Below are 19,820 nucleotides of genomic sequence, written 5' to 3' on the forward strand. Positions count from 1 at the left end.
ATTCTCGCTAAAAAACATCGTAAAATAGTGAATCAATTAGAAATCGTACGCAAGAAAACCTAAATATATATACGTTAATGCCGAATGTAAAAGAAAGCAACATTTTTTTATAACATTTTTGTCACAATAGCTATTTATAATGTAAAGGTTGGCTAAGATTACATAATATTAAAATTATTTAAGGAATTTTAATTAATTTTATTTGCAGTTTGTAGTGTTATAAATGATTATATATAATGAGGAGAGGGGTAAGATATCCAAGTCGTCATTGCGAGCGACCGTAGGGAGCGTGGCAATCTCATGAAATAATAACAAGCTCCTGAGATTGCTTCGTCAATTGCTATGCAATTTCCTCGCAATGACGACGACAATTGTGTATCCAACAGTAAAACCGATTTTAAAAATTATGCTTAACATCTTTTTAATTATTATTTCATTATTTATTTGCTTAATAACCTACCTATTTATCAGCAAAACGGATATTTTTACAAATTTATTGATTTTAAATAGCTTCACGACTTTAGCGAGTTTATTTATTTGTTGTTTAGGTTTATACTCAGGCAATAGTTCATATTTGGATATAGCAATTATTTATTTTCTTCTAAGCTTTATAGCAACAAACGGATATTTAAAATATTTCATAAATGAATCGAATGAAAAAAAAACAGATTGATAGACATCTTTCCAAATTTGCTTATAGAGAGGAACTTGTAGGAGACACGAAACGCAGCACTGCAGCGTACACAAGCGTGCGTGAGAATGCGAGTATCGAATCGACGCACAAATTACCTCTAGAAGTAGAGTTTGGGAAGATGTCTAATACGGTAATTTTAGGATGCGGTCTTAGCGGCATGCTAACGGCGCTTTCTTTTGCACAAAAGGGTATAAAAACTAATATATTCGAGAGTAAATCGGTAAAAAGCCCAGAGTTTTTTAAAGATATAAGAACTACTGCTTTAACTCCGCATTCTAAAAATTTCTTATTCTCTATTGATATATGGGAAGAGCTTGAGAAGTGTGTAGCAGAAATGCAAGACATATATGTAGTAGATAATAAGGCTTCAGAGATATTAGACTTACGAAATGACGCTGACTCTGTACTTGGATATGTGGTTAAGAATAGCGACTTTAAAAAAATGCTATTGTCAAAAATAACTAATAATCCGTTGATAACATTAATTGATAATAATCAATATCAAGAGGTTATAAGCCATAATGACTACTCGATTATAAAATTTGATGATAAACAAATTAAGTGTAATTTATTAATTATATGTGACGGAGCAAATTCAAAAGTGAGGTCTCATTACTTTGCTAATGAAATTGAGAAATCGTATCAAACTGCTCTTACATTTAATATTAAGCATGAAAAGCCGCATGAAAATTGTGCTATGGAGCATTTTCTGCCGCTTGGTCCTTTTGCTTTGCTGCCTTTAAAAGATCAATATGCTTCATCCGTAATATGGTCCACTTCTTCTGATCAGGCTGCTTTAATTGTTAATTTGCCTGTAGAAGAAGTTAGATTTTTAACTCAAAGAAATGCCGGTAATTCCCTAGGTAAAATTACTATTGATAGTGAGATTAGCAGCTTTCCACTAAAAGCCCGTATAGCAAATAGATATTTTCATAACCGTATAGTGCTTATTGCCGACACTGCCCACACAGTACATCCGCTTGCCGGACAAGGGCTTAATCAGGGCATAAAGGATATAGAGATTTTGAGTATGATAGTTAGTAATAATGGCACATTACAAGAATATCAAAAGCTAAGGCAAGAGGATAATTTTATTATGTATAAGCTGACTGATGAGTTAAATAATATTTTTTCAAATTATTCCAAAAATTTAAGATGTTTAAGACAAATAGGATTTAAGGTGATAAATAATTTTAAACCTGTAAAAAACTTGATTACTAGCTATGCGATGGGGAAGAGGTGAGTGTTCTTTTGTATCATTTCTAGCTAGTGCTGATGTCATTCCCGCGAAAGCGAGAATCCATCTTTTAAAAAGTATAAACAAACAATGCTTTTATCGATTCTTGATTACTGGATTCCCACTTTTGCGGGAATGACATAGAATGTGAAATACATAGAACATAATTTTATGAGATATGCATGAGTAAAGAAAATTTAAGCAGTAAATCATCTATTAATACTCCTGAAGAAGGAATAAAAAATGCAGCAGAAGATAATAAGCTTAAATCTTCAATAAATACGAAAGAGTAGAGCTTTTAGAAGCAGCACAAACAAAAGCTTCTGAGCCTCCACAGGAACGGCAATCGTAAAATAAGCCAGCAGGAAAAAACGCTGCAAGAGGATACGGCACTTTACGGTGCTAGAGTTGCTCGTGCTGGAATCACTGCAAGTGGAGTAGCAATCGAAGTGGTACAAGAGGGCAGTAAAGTTATCTAGCATAAATACAAATAAACGCAAACATAGTGCCAGTGAGAATGAAGAGTTAACGCTAAGTGATAGCGAAGATTAGGCACTTAATAGCATTGTTAAGAAGCAGTTAAGTAAAAAACTTAAAGTAAGCAACTTTGATGAGGTGATGCCCATACTTTTTGATCTAGTCAAAAACTTGAAGTTTAGTAATCTTACTCGCGTCGAAAAAGAAAACCTTACTAATTTATTATTACAAGAAGAGCTAAATGTAAATGGAAAATATAATTGAACCAAGCGTTTAGCGGCTGTAAATGATAATAAAGAGTTACTGAATAAGTTTGATAGGGAAGGGGCAAATATAGATTTTAAAGCAATTGATACAAAAGCAGCTGCAAAAACAGGCTCAGTAGAAATTAGAGCAGAACATAATCATTTAACTGATCATACTAATAACACTAAAGCACTAATCGCTGAAATTCAAGCAGGTACTATTAATAAAAATACGGTAATAGCTATTGAACGTAAGCAATATGGCGAAAATCTCGGTATGAAAGACGTAATTAAAATAACAACTATATTAGAATATAATGAAAAAAATCCTGATACTCCTATAAAACTACCTGCAGAACTAGAAAATACATCTATATTACAAGATGCTCTTTTATATGAGGTAGCTAAAGAAAATAAAATTAAAATTATCAGTTTAGAAGGTAAAAATCTAGAACACTTAAAAGATACAACGCTTTATAATGAGAATCGTGAACAATATATGACGAGCGTAATTAATGAGATTCGTGGTAAAGGATATAATGTAATTGCAAGTGTCGGCTCTAGTCATCTGGTTAGTTTAGAGAAAAACTTAGAAAACAGTAAAAAACATGATATAGGATTTAGTCACATACCTAGAAAAATACTACAGAAGGCTTTAAATATTGGAAGTGTCATTCCAACAGGAATGGTTAACATAAGAGCAAGCACTAAAGGTAATAGTATGGTACAACGGAAAGCTTTAAACGATCAGTCAAAAAGAAATATCTCAACTGGGAGATAACTCTATATAGAAGAAAAATCTTTATTTCCCAGGAATAAATGTGTTTCTTTCTTGCTTAAATCTCATTTGGTAAAGCTAAATCCACCTTGCTCAAAATATAGCACGTTCCAGCTTACGGCATTTAACTAAGCCTTTAAGTTCTTTATCCTTTACATAGGTAATTGTGTTTAAGAAGTCAAGATAAGAGCTAACTTTTTGGCTTTTCCTTTTTCTACAAGTCTTTTATAACAAGGTTTAACTGCAGAGTTATATCTTACAGACGTAACAGCTGCCATATATAATGCTGCCCGCATCGTTTTTCTACCACCTTTAGTTTTTGCTAACCTAATACTTAAACCTGAAAAGCTTGATTTTATGCTGCGTCCGTCGTTTGATTTATTCATAAAAGTGAAAGAAATTGAAGAATGGCGCACCCGAGAGGAGTCGAACCCCTAACCTTATGATCCGTAGTCATATACTCTATCCAATTGAGCTACGGGTGCTAAGTTTGCAGTACTTATTCTAAGCCTTATTTCTTGTTGCTAACATACGAAGAAGCATATATAAAAGCATAGCATTTGTCAAGAAACATAGAATGTTCTTATGTTTCTCTGAATAATAAAATATAAAAAATTACAATTAATAATTGAATTATTATATTATATATTGTATATAGAGGTTCATAAATTGATATGAGAAAAAAATGAATAAAATAAAATTAATCATAATTTACTTAACTTTGGATTAATATGACTGCACAAGCAGACAATATATCAGAAAGTGCTAAAAAAATTTAGCGGTAATTAACTCTTTAAATGTTGAGGAAAAGTGGCAGAAAGGTAATGTAATAAATTGTAAGTCAGGAGAAAATTTATTAGAAGAAACAGAAAAATATAACTCTTCTAAGTTAAAGCGTTTGACTCATTGTAGTTGTTTTGCGTATGCTGCTAGTGCAGCCTTGGGGCTTCCAAATCAGTCTTTACTTCCTCATACTGAAAGCGATAAAGAATTTATACCTACTTTATCAAATAAGCAAGCTGAGTAGCTTGGAAACAGACGGAATAAAGAACGGATGGAATTTTGTTAAAGCAGGAAATCATAATGATAGTTTTATTCAAGCACAAAAATTTGCTAATCAAGGATATTTTGTTGTATCCGTATATAAAAATGCTAATCCAAAAAGAGCAGGGCATATTGCCGTTGTAGTACCAAGTAGTAAGGATATAGAGAAAATAAAAAATGAAGGACCGGACACGGTTCAAGCCGGTAATATTAATTTTTCCTGTAGCTCTTTGAAAAAGGGTTTTAGGAATAAAAAAGATGCATTTAAAAACAACGAAATAAAATTTTATTATTATAAAATATAACAGATATCAGTAAGGTAACCGGACAGTTTTTATTCTGTGTCATTCCCGTGGGGCATTGCCTGTGTGGATCGATTTCCTGTTGTTATATCGTGGCTTGACCACGGGATCCATAAATATGATAAAAAAATACTAGTATTTTTAACTGGACCCAGCAGGTACAGGCTACAGGGTGACAATGGTGGAATCGATCTACGCAGGCAATGTTTTCCTGCAGTAGCGGGAACCACCAGTGTTTTAAGTTATTTTTTGGGATACCGTGGTCAAACCACGGTATGACACAGTGGGTTTTACTGATTCACGCAACAATGTCTTGCGGGAATGACGCCGATTTATGCAACAACGTCTCTGGTTTGCAGGAATGACATAATCAGCTTTTTTAGTTATTGGCTATTTTAGAGATTTATGCAACAGCATCTACCCATGAAATTTCTATGCTACTGGTTAGATCCACTTGAGGAGTTTTGCTGTAGCTTGGGTAAGTTATCATACACAAGATGAGCTAAGCCGGCTATCCGTTTACTCTATCCCTGCTGTATTTTCATAAGCAAATTTTGCTGCTTCTATTCCTGTATAAGTCGTATTTTTTAATAACTCAAATGTGTTCTCCGGCGAATATGCAAGAGCTGCTCCAACACAAATCCTCATAGCAATTGTAGGATGAGCATAAAATCTCCATGCAGCCGTTGATATTACTGCTTTTACAAATGTAGGCATAGTCCATCCAAAAGTTTGTCCTGTCATTACTTTACCGGCTATTACTTCATAAGCACAAGCACTCATAAAAGCACTACCAAGTACTTTATAACCGTAACCGGCTTGCTGTAGCAGCAGACGTTGCACAACCTACAGCAGTTTCTATAGCATTTGCAAAATGAGCTGTAGCGTTAGCAAAATACTCAAATGTTGCTTCAGACACTTTTACTCCTGCATATGTAGTCGAATTATTTACTACTTTTTCAGATGATATGTTATTAGAAACTGTATTTAAATAGACTGAATATTATAATGCGTTATTGATAGTTCCTTTTTTGTCTTAAGTGCATTACGCACTAATAGACTGTCGTATGTCAAGAGAGAATATTAATTATTTCTTAAAAAATAAATTTTTTACTACAATACCTAACAACCATATTCTATCATTGACCGTCTATCTCATATGTGGTTATGTCTATACTATTCTAAAAAATATTATATGTAATGATGTTATTTAAAATAAATCCTGAATGTATATTGAATTTTAGAAGTGAAATGTTAACTAGTTGGTTTAAAATATTTCCCTTTTTCGCTAGTGATTATTTTTACATTACAATTATTGCGATTGCTTACTGGTTAAATCCAAGAAAGAGATTATTTTTGGATTTAGGCTGGCTTATATCATTTGCAACATTATTGAATGTTATTATTAAAAAGGCTTTTTCTATTCCTCGTCCGCCTAGTATATTACATATGTTACCTATTAATGATGGATCATTTGGTTTCCCTAGTGGAGATGTACAGGTGGCTACTGTTTTCTTTATGATAATATTTTTATCATTTAATTCAAAAACGTTAAAAATAATATCTATCACAATGATTATTAATATTATGCTTTCACGCCTATATCTTGGAGTACATAGTATATATGATGTTATAGGCGGTATGATTTTTGGAGTGTTAATTGTTTTAGTTTATAGAAGTAATTTTATGCAAGCACAAATAAGTAGATGGGAAAATAGTGCTAAATCTTATTATTGTATATTGGCTTTTGTGATAGGTATATGTTTCTTTTTATGTAAAGAAAGTCCTTTTCCCTTACTGCTTTTATTACCAATAGGAACTTTATTGGGTTATGGTATCGTATATATTTGTTTTAAATACTGATTTGATCTTAAATAATGCTCAAAAAACTATAGGTATAATTATTAGTTTCATTCTGTTATTCTTTTTTATAAAACTTTTCCTATAATAAAAAATTCAACAATATTATTTAATTTTACACTTTTGCTTAAATTTGCTTTATTACCTGTTTTGATTTATATTTTACTTCTTATGATGCAAAGAGAACTAAAAAATAGATTAAATTTCTTTCACAAAATCCAATGTACAGATTTACAACTATTCGCATGATAATCTAATATATCAAGTATTGACAAAGTACTTACACATTCTTTATAATAAATATAACATTGAAAATGGTTGTATTATGAGTATCAAACTAGATTCTTGCGAACAAGATATTGAAGATAATTTTGAAAAGCAGCAAAAAATTGATGATAGAAGTGAAATAGCTTTGCTTCAAAAATTTGCAAAAGCACATCTTAGTAAAAAAAGATCTGTTACTATTAGGATTGCAGAACATGACATAGAAGCAATAAAAATTAAAGCTTCTAAGCATGGTTTGCCTTATCAGACCTATCTTAATATGCTAATTCATTCAGACGCTACTAAACTCTAAATATTATGACCAAGTATAGATATAATCATGAAAAGAACGTTAAGTTATTGCATGAGCGTGGTATAGGCTTTGAAGAAATAATACAGTCGATTGCTGATGGTAATTTATTAGATATTAAATTACATCATAATCAAGAGAAATATAAAGGTCAAAAAATTTTATATGTTCGAATGATTGCACAAGTATATGCAGTACTTTATATAAGAGGTGATAAAGATGCTATTTTCCTTAACACTTTATTTCCTAGCAGAAAAGCAAAAAAGGAATTTTTAAAAAATAAGAAATAATATATTATGCGTTTTATAGAAGAATTTATAAATAAAGGATATTTTCATCAATGTACCGATTTGGGGCGGTTAACTGCTATAACGAAAGAAACAAAAATAGCTGCGTATATAGGCTTTGACTGTACTGCTACATCACTCCACATCGGTAGTTTAATGCAGATAATGATTCTGCGATTGCTTCAGCAGCACGGGCATAAGCCTATTGTAATTATCGGCGGCGGTACGAGTAAAATCGGTGATCCTACTTGGAAAGACGAAGTGCGCAAAATTTTAAGCAAAGAAGATATAGCTAAAAATGCCGAAGGTATTAAAAAATCTTTGTCGAAGTTTATCAAATTCGGTGACGGTAAAAGTGATGCTATTATGCTGGATAACGCAGAGTGGTTAGATTCGTTCAATTATCTAGATTTTCTACGGGATTTCGGTAGCTATTTCTCGGTAAACCGTATGCTGACTATGGATTCGGTAAAACTAAGGCTTGAGCGTGAGCAGCATTTAAGCTTCTTAGAATTTAACTATATGTTATTGCAAGCCTATGATTTTTACTATTTAAACAAGTATTACAATTGCAGCTTGCAGCTTGGCGGTAGTGATCAGTGGGGCAATATCGTAATGGGAGTAGATTTAATTCGTAAAATAAGCGGCAAAGAAGTATTCGGTATGACGACACCGCTACTTACGACTAGTTCCGGTGCTAAGATGGGCAAGACTGCTGCGGGAGCGGTATGGCTTAATGAAGATTTGCTAAGCCCGTATGATTATTACCAATATTGGCGTAACTGCGAAGATGCCGACATAGTTAGATTTGCCAAATTATATAGCGAGTTCACTCAAGAAGAGCTTAATAGGTTTGAGAGTTTAGCGGCAGAAGATATTAATGCAGCTAAAAAACAGCTTGCTTATGAGCTAACTAAGCTTTGTCACTCGGAGCAGGCAGCAAAATCAGCTCTAGAAACTGCAGTAAAGATATTTGAAGAAGGACAAATTGATGAGAATTTACCTACCGTTGTTTTAGAGCAGGAAGTATTACAAGTAGGTATTAGTGCATATGAATTATTTCATGAAGCAGGGCTTGCTACTTCTAAATCGGAAGCACGCAAGCTTATAAGAGGGAATGGTGCTAAGATAAATGATAGATTAGTCGAAGATGAAAATATGATAATTAACACTAATTTCTTACTCGATAAAAATGTTATAAAGCTCTCTGCCGGTAAGAAAAGACATATATTGGTTAGGGTTTGAATGTTTTTCTAGATTACCATGCTCCCTTCAGTTGCAGCATTATTGTATGGCTCAAATATATTATGTCTAATTGAAACTGTAACTTTCAATTAGACAAATTGTATATTTTCTATCTCATGAGCCCTTATAACATAAGTTAAATTCAAATTTAAACAAGTAATGACTAAAATAAGGCTTGATGAATATTTGCTGCAAAAAGGTTTTGTAACAGATATTACCATAGCACGAAGCTTGATTATCCAAGGTAAAGTACATAATAAGCATGAGCAATTAATTAAGTCTGGGATACAGGTTAATATAAATAACACCGACATTAAGGTAAAGCTACCGAAGCATAATTATGTTTCAAGAGGGGCATTAAAATTAATTGCCGCTTTGGATTATTTTAAAATTGATCCCGAAAATTTAGTTTGTATTGACATCGGTAGTAGCACCGGCGGTTTTACAGAAGTGTTACTTGAGCGTAAAGCAACATTAATTTTTGCCGTAGATGTCGGTTATGGCGAACTTCATCCTAAATTACGCGACAATCCACACATTAAGGTGCTTGAGAAGACTAATGCACGATATTTGACCGATAAACAAATAATAACGAAGCCTGATTTAATTGTTTGTGATGCCAGCTTTATTAGTTTAACTACTATATTACCGACTGCACTAAATTTAGTTAAAGAAGATTGCATGCTTATTGCTTTAATAAAACCGCAGTTTGAGGTCGAAAAGCATGAAGTAGAGCAGGGAGGAATTATTAAAAATCCTCTCTTACATCAAAAAGTATGCGATAAAATCAAAGATTGGCTTGAGAAAGAGCATAATTTTAAAATATTCGGTATAATAGCAAGTCCAATACTGGGAGCTAAGGGGAATCAAGAGTTTTTAATATGCGGAAAAAGAAAAACGGTTATTTTTCTATAGTTTATCCTTAATTTGAATTGTTTTAGTAATCATTGCATCTTCTAATGTATAATTATTCAATGTTTTTATAAATGCTTCACTTGCTTCTTTAATAAAATGTTTAAATTGGCATGAATTTGTAATTCTGCAGCTATTAGTATTTTTATTGAAACATTCTACTATATCCATATTAGGTTCTAATTTTTCTATTATATCTCCCAACTTCATGGAAGAAGGGCTAAATGCTAGCTTAATTCCTCCTCCTTTTCCTTTACTACTATTAATATATCCTAATTGTGCTAATCTATGAATCACTTTTATCAAATGATTAAGGGAAATATTATAGTATTCTGATATCTCTTTTACACTACAAATTCTTTCCGGTTTTGAAGCAAGATATATAAGGCTACGTAACCCGTAGTCGGTAAAACTTGTTAACTGCATAAAAATTTTATTTATTTTTACCTTGAATATATAAAAAAACGTCTATATAAGTCTAGTTACTATAATATGTATTTTAAATGCATATTATAGTAAAAGTTATATTATTAAAAAAGGAGTAATCATGTCTGGAACAACTATAGTGAGAGAAATAAGAAAAGCTGATGAGCTATTTAAGAATTTTGATATTACTAAATCTTTAAATTTTTATGGAAATTTAGCAACTAGATATGAAGCAGTGGTAAATGAATTTTTTAATAGTAATAGTTTTAATACTAAAAAACCTGAGAAAGGAATACAGCCAAATGCAATGAAAAATTTTTTAAATCTTACCGGCAGTAGTATTCTAAAGTTTTTAAGTTCATATAGCGAAACAGATGAAATAGATCTTTTAGAAGTGATCCAATCAGCATTAGAGAATGATCATAAATTTAAAAGGGCGGTATCAAAAATTGTTGGTATACATGTAGGGCGTAATATTCCTTCAGCGTTATATCAACCTGTTGCTGAAGAGCTTATATCAAATGTAGATGATGGTAACAAGCTGGTAACGGAAATATTAAATATAATAGGAAAGCATTTTGTAAGTGCTGAAAAGAAGCAATATGATGAATTAAAAGCAAAGTATAATATAGAGAGTTTTGAAAGTCATAAAATAAAAATCGAAATAGAAAGTGCTGATAAAAATATGGCAAAAATAAAATTTTATAGACAAAATGAACAAAAAGTAATACCGCACAAACATGGGCAAATTATTACTGTTAAAGTAGGAGAAAAATACAGTGAATTTACAGTTATAAAAACCGGTCATGATGAAGAAGGTCATTATTATGAATGCTTAATAAAGAAAAATCCTAATGGAACTGTAACAAATTATCTATTTGATTCTGAAAATCAGCTGGTAAAAGTACACCCTTCATATATTGAATCAGATATAGAAAATAATAAAGATCTCGCTCTTATCAGCGGCGGGTCGGGAGAAAGCCATTCTATTTCTAGAATTAATAGTATAACAAATGAAGAAAATGTTAAGTTTCCCGCCGTTATGCACATTATTCACTCTACTAGAAATAAAAACAGTGATACATTATCATACCGGTGAATAGCTGAAGAATTTTTATTAGGCATTTTAAAAGGTGAAACTGATGAAATTTGTGGTCCTCATTCTTTTAACGATCATGTGCGGCATATATTAGAAGCGAAAATGGGGGTTATGTATACTCAGATTCATGTAGAAGCATTTTGTTCATCAGGAGGAGACTATGATCCATCTCTAAGCGGACAAGAGGGATTATCGAGTATTTGCCCATTTATGAATATGTAGTTTTACAAAAATATAAAGTTAAATATTGCTTATATATTCTAATTAGTATATTTTTATTACGGATAAGCATTATAAAAATTATAGATAGGTGGGTTTATCCCACCTTTTTTGTTATAAATATCAAATATGCAAACTATTGAACAACAAATAACAAACGTAATAGAAGAATCCTTGACGGATATGGGGTTTGAGTTAGTTCTTGTTAAGTTTAAAGGTGTTAATCCTAAAGTAGTCGAGATATTGATTGATAGCTTAAACGGCGAAAGAATATCTGTGGAAGATTGTACTAAAGCAAGTAGGACTATCTCCGCTATTCTAGATATTGAAGATTTAATAGAAGCTGCATATTCTTTAGAGGTAGCATCAAGCGGTCTTGAACGTCCGTTAGTAAAGTTTGAAAATTATAATAGATTTTTAGAAAGAGAAGTTAAAATCAAACTTAAAGAATTATTGAACGACAAAACTCGTTATCAGGGTAAAATAATTAAAGCCGAAAATAATAAAATATATTTAAAATGTGAAGAACAAGAAGTACTAATTGATTATGATTTAATTAAAAATGCTAATCTAGTTTTAACTGAAGAAGTATTTAAAAAATTGCTAAAGCAATAAGAGATAATGTATGTCTAATATAGGTAATGTAGAAATTTTACAAATTATAGACTCTGTAGCCCGTGAGAAAGGAATATCAAAAGAAATTTTGATTTCAACGGTTGAACAAGCGGTACAAGCAGCAGGACGGAAAAAATACGGTAATGAATATAATATTAAAGCTCAGATAAATAGGAAAACCGGTGAGATAAATCTTTTAAGGACCTTAAAAATAGTAGAAGATGTAGAAGATTACTTAACGCAAATCTCACTTGAAGAAGCTTTAATAAAGAATCCAGAAGCTAAAATCGGTGATGAGATATATGAATATTTACCGCCGATTGATCATGCTAGAGTATCGGCTCAAGCTGCAAAACAAGTTATAACTCAACGTGTTATAGAAGCTGAACGTGAAAAACAATATCATGACTTTAAAGATAGAAAAGGCGAAATTATAAACGGGATAGTTAAGAGAATAGAATACGGTGATATAATAGTTGACTTGAGTCGTGCTGAAGCAATAATAAAAAAAGATCAATTAATTAAGGGTGAGAATTTTAAACCTAATGATCGTATAAAAGCATATGTACAGGATGTAAGGCAAGAAACAAAAGGACCGCAGATTTTCTTGTCTAGAGTAGATAACCAGATGCTAGTTAAACTATTTAAGCTAGAAGTACCTGAAATTCTTGAAGCTATTATTCAAATAAAATCAGTAGCACGTGATCCCGGTTCAAAAGCAAAAATAGCGGTATTTGCTTCCGATAGTAGTATAGATCCCGTAGGCTCATGCGTAGGTATTAGAGGTAATAGAGTAAAAGCTGTAACAAATGAATTAAACGGAGAGAAAATTGATATAGTATTATGGAGTAATGATCTTGCACAGTTTATAGTTAATGCTCTTGCACCGCTTGCACCTGGGGAAATCACAAAAATTTTGATTGATGAGGATAGGCATAAGGTAGAAGTAGTAGTTTCGCAAGAAAATCAAAGTATTGCAATAGGTAGAAGAGGGCAGAATGTTCGGTTAGCTTCTCAGCTTACAGGTTGGAATATCGATATAATGACCGAAGAGCAAGAATCAAAAAGAAGAAATGAAGAGTTCTTAACTTCTACGGAATTATTTATGGAAGCTTTAGATGTTGAAGAAGTTATAGGTCAGCTTTTATCGGTAACGGGATTTAATTCAGTAGAACAAATTGCTAGTAGTGAGATTAGTACTTTAACAAGAATCGAAGGCTTTGAGGAAGAACTTGCTGTAGAGATTAAAAATCGAGCTATTAATTACGTCGACCTTAAGAATGAAAAGATTATCAAAAAGCTAGAGGATCTAGGAGTTGAGCAAGAATTAATAGATATATTAGAATTATCGCTTGAATTAATATTAAAATTTGCTGAATATGGTATAAAGACCATAGAAGATTTAGGAGAGATGAGCGTAAATGAATTTAAAAATTTAGCTCCAAATTCTAATATAACGGACGAAAATATTAAATTGCTGATTAAAACTGCTAGACAGCATGGTGAATTGAAGGATAGTTAGTGGGTTGAATGTAGGGTGTATGTCATTCCTGCGAAAGCAGGCATCCAGAATAAATAGCTTAGTAATTTTAGGGCGTCCTTGATAAAATAAACCTGTAAAAACAAGTTTTTTATAGATTTTAGTGGATTCCCGCTTTCTCGGGAATGACATACACGAGCCATGCGAGCAACGCCGCTTTTAGCTAGGAATGACATAATCAAGTAGTAGACGGAAAAAACAGAAACACAAAGGTTTTAAATATGACGGATAACCAGGAAATCAAACCCAAAAAGTTGACACTTGGCAATTCAAAATTATCGCTTAATAAGTCTTTTAACTCTCTTACAGGAGCTCAGAGCTTTGTTAATGCTAAATCTAAAACGCTAGTAGAAGTTAGAAAAAGCTCTACTGGTAGTGCTACTACCCTTTCATTAAATAAAGGAAGGAATAGCTTAGATCAAACTGTTATTGATGCTAATAAGGAAGAATTTAACAGACGTTTATCTATTCTTAAAAAAGCTGCTGAGCAATCTAAATTAAATGACCCTTCAAAAATAAGCACTTTAAGTAAACTTGCAAGTATTAACCAGTCTGCTAACTCAAAAATAGAACCGCTAGAAACTGATAAAGAAGTTGAACAAAAACAGCAAAATACCGAAGAAAATAAAGTAGAAGTTAGTGCTAAAATCGTAGATGATGAAGATATACCGTCACAAATACCTAAAAAGAAAGAAGAAGCTTTTGTAAAGTCTCCTTTAGTAGGAATGCGAACACGTTACGGTATAGAATCAGAGAAAGAATTAGATAAAACAGCAGATAGTAAAATAGTCGCACCAAAAATTAAGTTAGAAGAGCCAAAAAAATTCAAAAAAGCCGATCTTTTTAATATGCTTAGTAGCGACGACGAAAGCGGCAGCGGTAGAACTAGAAGTCTTGCTTCTATAAAAAGAGCTAGAGAAAAAGAAAAGCGTAAATTAGTATCACAAGCACCTGAGAAAGTATATAGAGAAGTGACGATCCCAGAAGTTATCGGAGTCGGCGATCTTGCAAACGCTATGTCTGAAAGAGTGGCTGATGTAATTAAAGAATTAATGAAACTCGGTATTCTTGCAAATGCTAGCCAAACAATAGATGCCGATACGGCAGAACTAGTTGCAACAAATTTAGGGCATACGGTAAAAAGAGTCCAAGAGTCAGATGTTGAAAATGTTTTAATTAGTGATGATAAGGTTGAGGATTTAAGAACGCGTGCTCCGGTTGTGACGGTAATGGGTCATGTCGATCATGGTAAAACCTCATTGCTTGACGCTCTTAAGTCTACAGATATTGCTGCAAGTGAGCTAGGCGGAATTACACAACATATTGGAGCTTATAGAGTAACTCTTGCAGACGGTAGAGCAATTACTTTTATTGATACTCCGGGGCATGAAGCTTTTTCGGAAATGCGGTCAAGAGGTGCTAAAGTAACGGATATAGTTATTATAGTGGTCGCAGCAGATGATGGAATCAAAACGCAAACTGTTGAGGCAATTAATCATGCGAAAGCAGCGGGCGTTCCTATAATTGTAGCTATTAATAAGATTGATAAGCCTGATATTGATATTGAGCGTGTAAAGAACGAATTATATGTCCACGAAATTATCGGCGAAGATGCAGGTGGTGACGTTATGGTTATTCCTATCTCGGCACTAAAGAAAATTAACTTAGATAAACTTGAAGAAGCAATTTTATTAATTGCAGAAATGCAGGATTTAAAGGCAAATCCTTTCGGTTCAGCTGCCGGTGTTGTAATCGAGTCAAAAATTGAACAAGGAAGAGGAACGCTAACCACTATATTAGTTCAGCGAGGTACTTTAAGAAACAGTGACATTATAATAGCTGGTACTTCTTATGGTAAAGTTAAAAAGATGACTAATGATAAGGGACTAGAAATAGTAGAAGCAACTCCGTCTGTTCCTGTAGAAATTCAGGGTTTAAATGAAGTGCCTTTTGCCGGCGATAAATTTAACATAGTACAAAATGAGAAACAAGCAAAAGATATAGCCGAATATAGAATGCGTCTTGCTAAAGAAAAAAAAATATCTATTGCACCGCGTTCAAGTTTAGAAGATTTGTTTTTAAAAGCTTCCGGTAATAGTAAAATTAAGGAATTACCTTTAATTATTAAGGGTGATGTTCAAGGGTCGGTTGAAGCTATTTCAGGTAGCTTATTAAAGTTACCGAGTGATGAGATAAAGCTTCGTATACTTCATAGCGGCGTAGGGTCGATAACGGAATCCGATGTATCTCTTGCACATGCTTCTTCGGCTATTATTGTTGGCTTTAACGTTAGAGCAGGGGCAAATGCCTTAACTGCCGCAGAAAAAGAAAAAGTCGATATTCGATATTATAGTATAATATATCATTTAATTGATGATATAAAAGCCATTATGAGCGGTATGCTTGATCCGATCGTTAGAGAGCAGTATATCGGAAGCGCAGAAATTAGACAAATATTTAATATTATCAAAGTCGGCAAAATCGCCGGTAGCTATGTAACTAAAGGAATTATTAAGAAAGGAGCGGGCGTACGCTTATTACGTGATAATGTAGTCATTCATGAAGGAAAACTCAAAACTTTAAAACGCTTTAAAGATGAAGTTAAAGAAGTTAGAGAAGGATATGAATGTGGTATAGCATTTGAAAATTACGAAGATATTAGAGAAGGAGACACAGTTGAAGTTTTTGAGCTAATTCAAGAACAAAGACAATTATAATATACTCGTTGAACTTCAAAAATTGGCTACATTATCATACAAGTACTGTGGCGTTGTTGCATGGATACTACTAAATCGTCATTGCGAGTAGTCGTAGACTGCATGGCAATCTCATGAAATAATAATAAACTCCTGAGATTGCTTCGTCAATTACTTCGTAGTTTCCTCGCAATGACGAAAAGTGAGAACCACGCAATAACTTCCTACTTTCGCGGGCATGACATTTAGTAGAATATCCCTTTTAAGTAAAATATAATAAAAAGTTAATAATTATTAGCCTTTGTCTTGACCTCCTCATAATTTCTATTATAATGCAACGCTGATTATTATAATTAGAAATGAGGAAGAATTATGGCAATAACATCAATTTTTAATAAGTTACAAAATTTAATCCCACATAATACTGCTCCAAAGTCAGCCTCCTATCTTGCTAACAATGAATTTGAGTTTATAACTTCTCCAAAGCAAACTACTAATCAAGAAGAAAATACTGATTTTTTAGCAGCGTTAGATAATTCAATTAAGCAGTATGACGAAAAAAGTGCAAGATGTAATAAAAAAATAGTAGAAGCTCAAGCTAAATATCCTTTTTTAAATTCTAAAATAATCTTCCAAGAAGCAGTAAAAGGTCAGCCAGATACTCTAGGTATCTCTCAAATCAGATTTACAGATATTTTAAATGAGCTTGATGGTAGTGAAAAAGTAACTAACACACCTAAAAGTAAAGGTTTTTTTAGTACATTTAGTTCATCATTAAAAATAGTTTATGATTTTGGAGTAAAGAGTTTTAATATTATAAAAAATACATCTAGTGTTCTTTCTTCTAAAGTTGCTGAAACTTTTAATTTTGTGAGTAATAAAGTTTTTTCTTATTTAAATAATAACGCTGAAGAAACATTTAATCTCTTAGATCAACTTGAAACTCTTTCTGATAATGAGTTAGTAGAAGAAATTTTAAACACGTCTGAAAATGAATTAGATGAAGTTTTTGAAAAGATGACATATAAAAAATTGGTAGAATTAATTAATAATATTTCCGATGAACAAGCACAAAAATTAGTTAATTATATTTTGCCGGAGCATTTTGAAAAATTAATGAAATTTATTCCATTAGATAAATTAAATACATATATAGATACGACCCTTTCTTTAGAAGAGCTTACCGAGCAGGAACTAAAAAAATTATCAGATGAGGATATTTCTGATGAACAGCTTGAAAATATAATTATTTTAGCAGGAGAAGAAACACTTGCAGAAAATTTTGATATTATTCCAAATAAAAATTTAGTAAGAATCATGAGTAATATTTCAAATGATAAGCGAGCAACAATAATTTCTCACGCCTCAGATGAAAGCCTAGTAAGAATCATTGATATTATTGACTCGGATAATCATGATTTATCGAAATCATCAGTTGGGCAAATAATAGCCTTAATACACGACAAGAAGTGTGTAAAGCAAGAATCAGGTGCAGTATCTGATAGTGATTCGGGATTCTCTGATTGTGAAGATGAAATAGAAGTATCAGATAATCAAGTAGAACACTCTAATAGTGATTTTACTATAAGTTATCAGGTGGAATTATCTTATAATTATTTTGGAGTCTTTAATTATGAAGATGATGTAGTATACGTATAATAAAGCTCTTATGTCATTTCGTTGATTACAGAAATCTAGTAAATGGATTCCTACTTTTTACTAGGAATGGCATAATTGATTGCGATTTTAGCATCAGGAGGGCGTATGTATAGTGGTTCGATAGAGCTGTTTAATTTTATATCGCTCGACAATCTACTAGCAATGTATCTACAGGTAACCCAAGCTTTAACTCGTGCAAAACGTGGCAAGGTTATTATATTCGGCAAATGCATAATTTGGTGATATATAAATTCAAGTCCGCTACCGCAACAAACTATATTCCCTTTCTCATTTGTAAGCAGTTTTATAGCATACTCGAAATCTATCAATAACGGCTCTTCTATTTTTCTTGATTTATGAAAAACTTGCATATAAAGCTGTGAGCGATAAGCGTTTAAAAAGACATATATTTTATCATAATCTTTAACTTGAGTTATGGCTCTAAAATAAGCATATTCAAAATTGCTAACCGCTACTGCTTTAATATTCTCCTTGGAAAATAATATACCTTTAGCACTAGCAAGTCCTATTCTAATGCCGGTAAAGCTACCTGGTCCGTTAGTTACCGCTAAATAATCTAAATCATCATATGAACATTTAGCTGATTTCATCACGTCTTCTATCATCGGCATTAGATTTTCTGCTTGCATAGAAGGACGTAGTTCTTCTATACATGCAAGGATATTCTCATTTTCGGATATTGCTACTGATGCAGTATTATTGGCTGTGTCAAATGCTAGTATTTTCATGGATTATTATTTGAATAAGTCACTATGTGTACCAGTATGTATATAGTGTACCGAAATTTTTGAAAAGCCCTTATGTCATTCCCGCGAAAGCAGGAATGACATGGAATAAAAAATTAAGCTTTTTATACATTTCTTTATACGAAGAATATTTATTAATATTTAAACCTTTTGCTGATTCTTCTAATATTTTTATTGATTTTGCATTTAATTCTTTTTCCTGTTCTATTTTATGATATATCGCTTCTCTTACAAAATAATAGTATCATTTTTATGTGCAGTGTAAACTTTAAGAAAATGATGTAATTCGTTTGGTATATCTATGCTTAGTCTAGTCATATTACATACTTACTTAAGTAAGTATATCATAAAATAAGAAAAATAAAATATAGTCTCTAAAAATTATTTAAAGTATATTCAATAAAAGTTTGGCGTGCTTCAACCTGCCTATTGTTATGAAATAAATATCTATTAAAAAAATAGTTTGTTAGAGCTAAAGCTTGCTGTTTTTCTTCTAATGTAATTTCACTATTATCTGAAAGTAAAAATCTTGGTAACATCAATAATTTATCTTTATAAGGTTTTCCTACTTCATATGATAATGCTCTAGCTGATTTAGGTGATACATAGATTAAATCAGTTGTAACATGGCTCACGCCGCACTTGGTAAGATCAAGCTTATAACCCGTCTCGGCAAGTAAAGCTAGCTCAAAATTAATATAATCACGAAAACAAAAATTCTTTGATAAATTATTTAAATAGTTAATTAGAAATGAAAAAAATTTAGAATGTTTTTCTCTTTCATGAAATAACTCTTTGATTAAAGATATAACGGAATTAAAGGCATATAATTTAGCTTTATTTGTGATAAAATAACCGGTGTAAGATTTAATGAGTTCACATTTAGCCATGCCAATATGTTCATGTAATCTTGCCTGCCAAAGAAAATCTACAATATTCCCTTCTTGATATATAAATTTACTTTTTCTAGAAAATTCTTTTACAGCTCCCGAATATAAACCATGATTTTTAGTAAAAACCGTAATAATAAATGTATTTTCTTTCAAAGGTTTTTTAGCAATTATTACTCCTATATCTTTAATATTCATGGTTTTTATTATTAAATTTTCGTCATTATGAGGAAATGTAGGCTTTGTTGCATGGA

19 protein-coding genes, 1 tRNA gene and 2 pseudogenes are annotated in these 19,820 nt (G+C 32.0%); 16 read left to right on the forward strand and 6 right to left on the reverse strand.

Translation table 11 applies throughout. The features are described 5' to 3' along the window. The first annotated feature begins 406 nt into the window (after positions 1-406). From AB4K15_RS04295 to AB4K15_RS04310, 4 genes and pseudogenes are all read left to right on the forward strand, one after another. A complete protein-coding gene (locus tag AB4K15_RS04295; protein WP_014408795.1) occupies positions 407-673 on the forward strand; it encodes a monovalent cation/H+ antiporter complex subunit F in 267 nt (88 codons plus the stop codon). Next, complete coding sequence (gene ubiH, locus AB4K15_RS04300) at positions 654-1,937, forward strand: 2-octaprenyl-6-methoxyphenyl hydroxylase (protein WP_500225716.1); 1,284 nt, start codon at positions 654-656, stop codon at positions 1,935-1,937. Before AB4K15_RS04295 ends, ubiH begins: the two co-directional genes overlap by 20 nt. A gap of 176 nt (positions 1,938-2,113) precedes the next feature. After that, a pseudogene (locus tag AB4K15_RS04305) lies at positions 2,114-2,372 on the forward strand (hypothetical protein). A 558-nt stretch (positions 2,373-2,930) separates the two neighbouring features. After that, entirely contained in the window at positions 2,931-3,434 is a 504-nt protein-coding gene (locus AB4K15_RS04310) for a hypothetical protein (RefSeq protein WP_032074273.1), read from the forward strand. 167 nt (positions 3,435-3,601) lie between these two features. Here AB4K15_RS04310 and AB4K15_RS04315 read toward each other — a convergent pair whose 3' ends face one another. Together AB4K15_RS04315 and AB4K15_RS04320 are read right to left on the reverse strand one after the other, a co-directional pair. Further along, positions 3,602-3,817 (reverse strand): transposase, encoded by a 216-nt coding sequence (locus AB4K15_RS04315; RefSeq protein WP_032074274.1) that lies wholly within the window; start codon positions 3,815-3,817, stop codon positions 3,602-3,604. Between the two features lie 22 nt (positions 3,818-3,839). After that, positions 3,840-3,916, reverse strand: a tRNA-Arg gene (locus AB4K15_RS04320). Between the two features lie 438 nt (positions 3,917-4,354). On the opposite strand from AB4K15_RS04320, the gene AB4K15_RS04325 reads away from it, so the two are divergent. Further along, entirely contained in the window at positions 4,355-4,780 is a 426-nt protein-coding gene (locus tag AB4K15_RS04325; RefSeq protein ID WP_500225705.1) for a hypothetical protein, read from the forward strand. A gap of 400 nt (positions 4,781-5,180) precedes the next feature. On the opposite strand, the pseudogene AB4K15_RS04330 reads toward AB4K15_RS04325, so the two are convergent. After that, positions 5,181-5,494 (reverse strand): annotated as a pseudogene (locus tag AB4K15_RS04330) (hypothetical protein). A gap of 483 nt (positions 5,495-5,977) precedes the next feature. Here AB4K15_RS04330 and AB4K15_RS04335 point away from each other — a divergent pair. The 5 genes from AB4K15_RS04335 to AB4K15_RS04355 all read left to right on the forward strand — a co-directional run bounded on the left by AB4K15_RS04335 (position 5,978) and on the right by AB4K15_RS04355 (position 9,658). Next, positions 5,978-6,640 carry a phosphatase PAP2 family protein gene (locus AB4K15_RS04335; protein ID WP_500224563.1) on the forward strand — a complete coding sequence of 221 codons (663 nt, stop codon included), beginning with the start codon at positions 5,978-5,980 and terminating at the stop codon, positions 6,638-6,640. 322 nt (positions 6,641-6,962) lie between these two features. Next, the gene (locus tag AB4K15_RS04340) at positions 6,963-7,214 is read left to right on the forward strand and encodes a CopG family antitoxin (RefSeq protein ID WP_032074275.1); all 252 of its coding nucleotides are present in this window, start codon (positions 6,963-6,965) and stop codon (positions 7,212-7,214) included. 5 nt (positions 7,215-7,219) lie between these two features. Then, the gene (locus tag AB4K15_RS04345) at positions 7,220-7,501 is read left to right on the forward strand and encodes a hypothetical protein (protein WP_032074276.1); all 282 of its coding nucleotides are present in this window, start codon (positions 7,220-7,222) and stop codon (positions 7,499-7,501) included. Between the two features lie 6 nt (positions 7,502-7,507). Then, complete coding sequence (gene tyrS / locus AB4K15_RS04350) at positions 7,508-8,743, forward strand: tyrosine--tRNA ligase (protein ID WP_500224560.1); 1,236 nt, start codon at positions 7,508-7,510, stop codon at positions 8,741-8,743. Positions 8,744-8,902: 159 nt separating this feature from the next. After that, the gene (locus tag AB4K15_RS04355; RefSeq protein WP_032074278.1) at positions 8,903-9,658 is read left to right on the forward strand and encodes a TlyA family RNA methyltransferase; all 756 of its coding nucleotides are present in this window, start codon (positions 8,903-8,905) and stop codon (positions 9,656-9,658) included. Here the strand turns inward: AB4K15_RS04355 and AB4K15_RS04360 are convergent. Then, positions 9,653-10,081, reverse strand: coding sequence for an Rrf2 family transcriptional regulator (locus tag AB4K15_RS04360; RefSeq protein WP_032074279.1), 429 nt, complete (start codon positions 10,079-10,081; stop codon positions 9,653-9,655). The genes AB4K15_RS04355 and AB4K15_RS04360 overlap by 6 nt on opposite strands. Before the next feature lie 121 nt (positions 10,082-10,202). On the opposite strand from AB4K15_RS04360, the gene AB4K15_RS04365 reads away from it, so the two are divergent. From AB4K15_RS04365 to srfC, 5 genes are all read left to right on the forward strand, one after another. Then, positions 10,203-11,180, forward strand: a complete 978-nt coding sequence (locus AB4K15_RS04365) for a ferredoxin reductase domain-containing protein (protein ID WP_500225706.1) — start codon at positions 10,203-10,205, stop codon at positions 11,178-11,180. Between the two features lie 348 nt (positions 11,181-11,528). Further along, the gene (gene rimP / locus AB4K15_RS04370) at positions 11,529-12,014 is read left to right on the forward strand and encodes a ribosome maturation factor RimP (protein ID WP_032074281.1); all 486 of its coding nucleotides are present in this window, start codon (positions 11,529-11,531) and stop codon (positions 12,012-12,014) included. A gap of 10 nt (positions 12,015-12,024) precedes the next feature. Then, entirely contained in the window at positions 12,025-13,536 is a 1,512-nt protein-coding gene (gene nusA / locus AB4K15_RS04375; protein ID WP_032074282.1) for a transcription termination factor NusA, read from the forward strand. Positions 13,537-13,775: 239 nt separating this feature from the next. Continuing rightward, complete coding sequence (infB, locus tag AB4K15_RS04380) at positions 13,776-16,271, forward strand: translation initiation factor IF-2 (protein WP_032074283.1); 2,496 nt, start codon at positions 13,776-13,778, stop codon at positions 16,269-16,271. Between the two features lie 351 nt (positions 16,272-16,622). Beyond that, positions 16,623-17,909 (forward strand): SrfC family effector protein, encoded by a 1,287-nt coding sequence (gene srfC / locus AB4K15_RS04385; protein ID WP_032074284.1) that lies wholly within the window; start codon positions 16,623-16,625, stop codon positions 17,907-17,909. A 50-nt stretch (positions 17,910-17,959) separates the two neighbouring features. Here the strand turns inward: srfC and tsaB are convergent, their stop codons facing one another. Then, positions 17,960-18,658 (reverse strand): tRNA (adenosine(37)-N6)-threonylcarbamoyltransferase complex dimerization subunit type 1 TsaB, encoded by a 699-nt coding sequence (gene tsaB / locus AB4K15_RS04390; protein WP_032074285.1) that lies wholly within the window; start codon positions 18,656-18,658, stop codon positions 17,960-17,962. 95 nt (positions 18,659-18,753) lie between these two features. Between tsaB and AB4K15_RS04395 the strand changes: the two genes are divergently transcribed. Further along, complete coding sequence (locus AB4K15_RS04395; RefSeq protein ID WP_500224551.1) at positions 18,754-18,891, forward strand: hypothetical protein; 138 nt, start codon at positions 18,754-18,756, stop codon at positions 18,889-18,891. 159 nt (positions 18,892-19,050) lie between these two features. Here AB4K15_RS04395 and recO read toward each other — a convergent pair whose 3' ends face one another. Further along, entirely contained in the window at positions 19,051-19,764 is a 714-nt protein-coding gene (gene recO / locus AB4K15_RS04400; RefSeq protein WP_032074321.1) for a DNA repair protein RecO, read from the reverse strand. Positions 19,765-19,820 lie beyond the last annotated feature (56 nt).

The organism is Rickettsia aeschlimannii, assembly GCF_047973405.1.
GTDB lineage: Bacteria > Pseudomonadota > Alphaproteobacteria > Rickettsiales > Rickettsiaceae > Rickettsia > Rickettsia rickettsii.

Coding starts and splice junctions, on each gene's coding strand:
- tyrS (WP_500224560.1), top strand. CDS start 7,508: ATGCGTTTTATAGAAGAATTTATAAATAAAGGATATTTTCATCAATGT.
- AB4K15_RS04365 (WP_500225706.1), top strand. CDS start 10,203: ATGTCTGGAACAACTATAGTGAGAGAAATAAGAAAAGCTGATGAGCTA.
- AB4K15_RS04325 (WP_500225705.1), top strand. CDS start 4,355: ATGCTGCTAGTGCAGCCTTGGGGCTTCCAAATCAGTCTTTACTTCCTC.
- AB4K15_RS04355 (WP_032074278.1), top strand. CDS start 8,903: ATGACTAAAATAAGGCTTGATGAATATTTGCTGCAAAAAGGTTTTGTA.
- AB4K15_RS04340 (WP_032074275.1), top strand. CDS start 6,963: ATGAGTATCAAACTAGATTCTTGCGAACAAGATATTGAAGATAATTTT.
- AB4K15_RS04395 (WP_500224551.1), top strand. CDS start 18,754: ATGACATGGAATAAAAAATTAAGCTTTTTATACATTTCTTTATACGAA.
- ubiH (WP_500225716.1), top strand. CDS start 654: ATGAAAAAAAAACAGATTGATAGACATCTTTCCAAATTTGCTTATAGA.
- infB (WP_032074283.1), top strand. CDS start 13,776: ATGACGGATAACCAGGAAATCAAACCCAAAAAGTTGACACTTGGCAAT.
- rimP (WP_032074281.1), top strand. CDS start 11,529: ATGCAAACTATTGAACAACAAATAACAAACGTAATAGAAGAATCCTTG.
- AB4K15_RS04360 (WP_032074279.1), bottom strand. CDS start 10,081: ATGCAGTTAACAAGTTTTACCGACTACGGGTTACGTAGCCTTATATAT.
- tsaB (WP_032074285.1), bottom strand. CDS start 18,658: ATGAAAATACTAGCATTTGACACAGCCAATAATACTGCATCAGTAGCA.
- AB4K15_RS04310 (WP_032074273.1), top strand. CDS start 2,931: ATGAAAGACGTAATTAAAATAACAACTATATTAGAATATAATGAAAAA.
- recO (WP_032074321.1), bottom strand. CDS start 19,764: ATGAATATTAAAGATATAGGAGTAATAATTGCTAAAAAACCTTTGAAA.
- AB4K15_RS04335 (WP_500224563.1), top strand. CDS start 5,978: ATGATGTTATTTAAAATAAATCCTGAATGTATATTGAATTTTAGAAGT.
- nusA (WP_032074282.1), top strand. CDS start 12,025: ATGTCTAATATAGGTAATGTAGAAATTTTACAAATTATAGACTCTGTA.
- AB4K15_RS04345 (WP_032074276.1), top strand. CDS start 7,220: ATGACCAAGTATAGATATAATCATGAAAAGAACGTTAAGTTATTGCAT.
- AB4K15_RS04295 (WP_014408795.1), top strand. CDS start 407: ATGCTTAACATCTTTTTAATTATTATTTCATTATTTATTTGCTTAATA.
- AB4K15_RS04315 (WP_032074274.1), bottom strand. CDS start 3,817: ATGAATAAATCAAACGACGGACGCAGCATAAAATCAAGCTTTTCAGGT.
- srfC (WP_032074284.1), top strand. CDS start 16,623: ATGGCAATAACATCAATTTTTAATAAGTTACAAAATTTAATCCCACAT.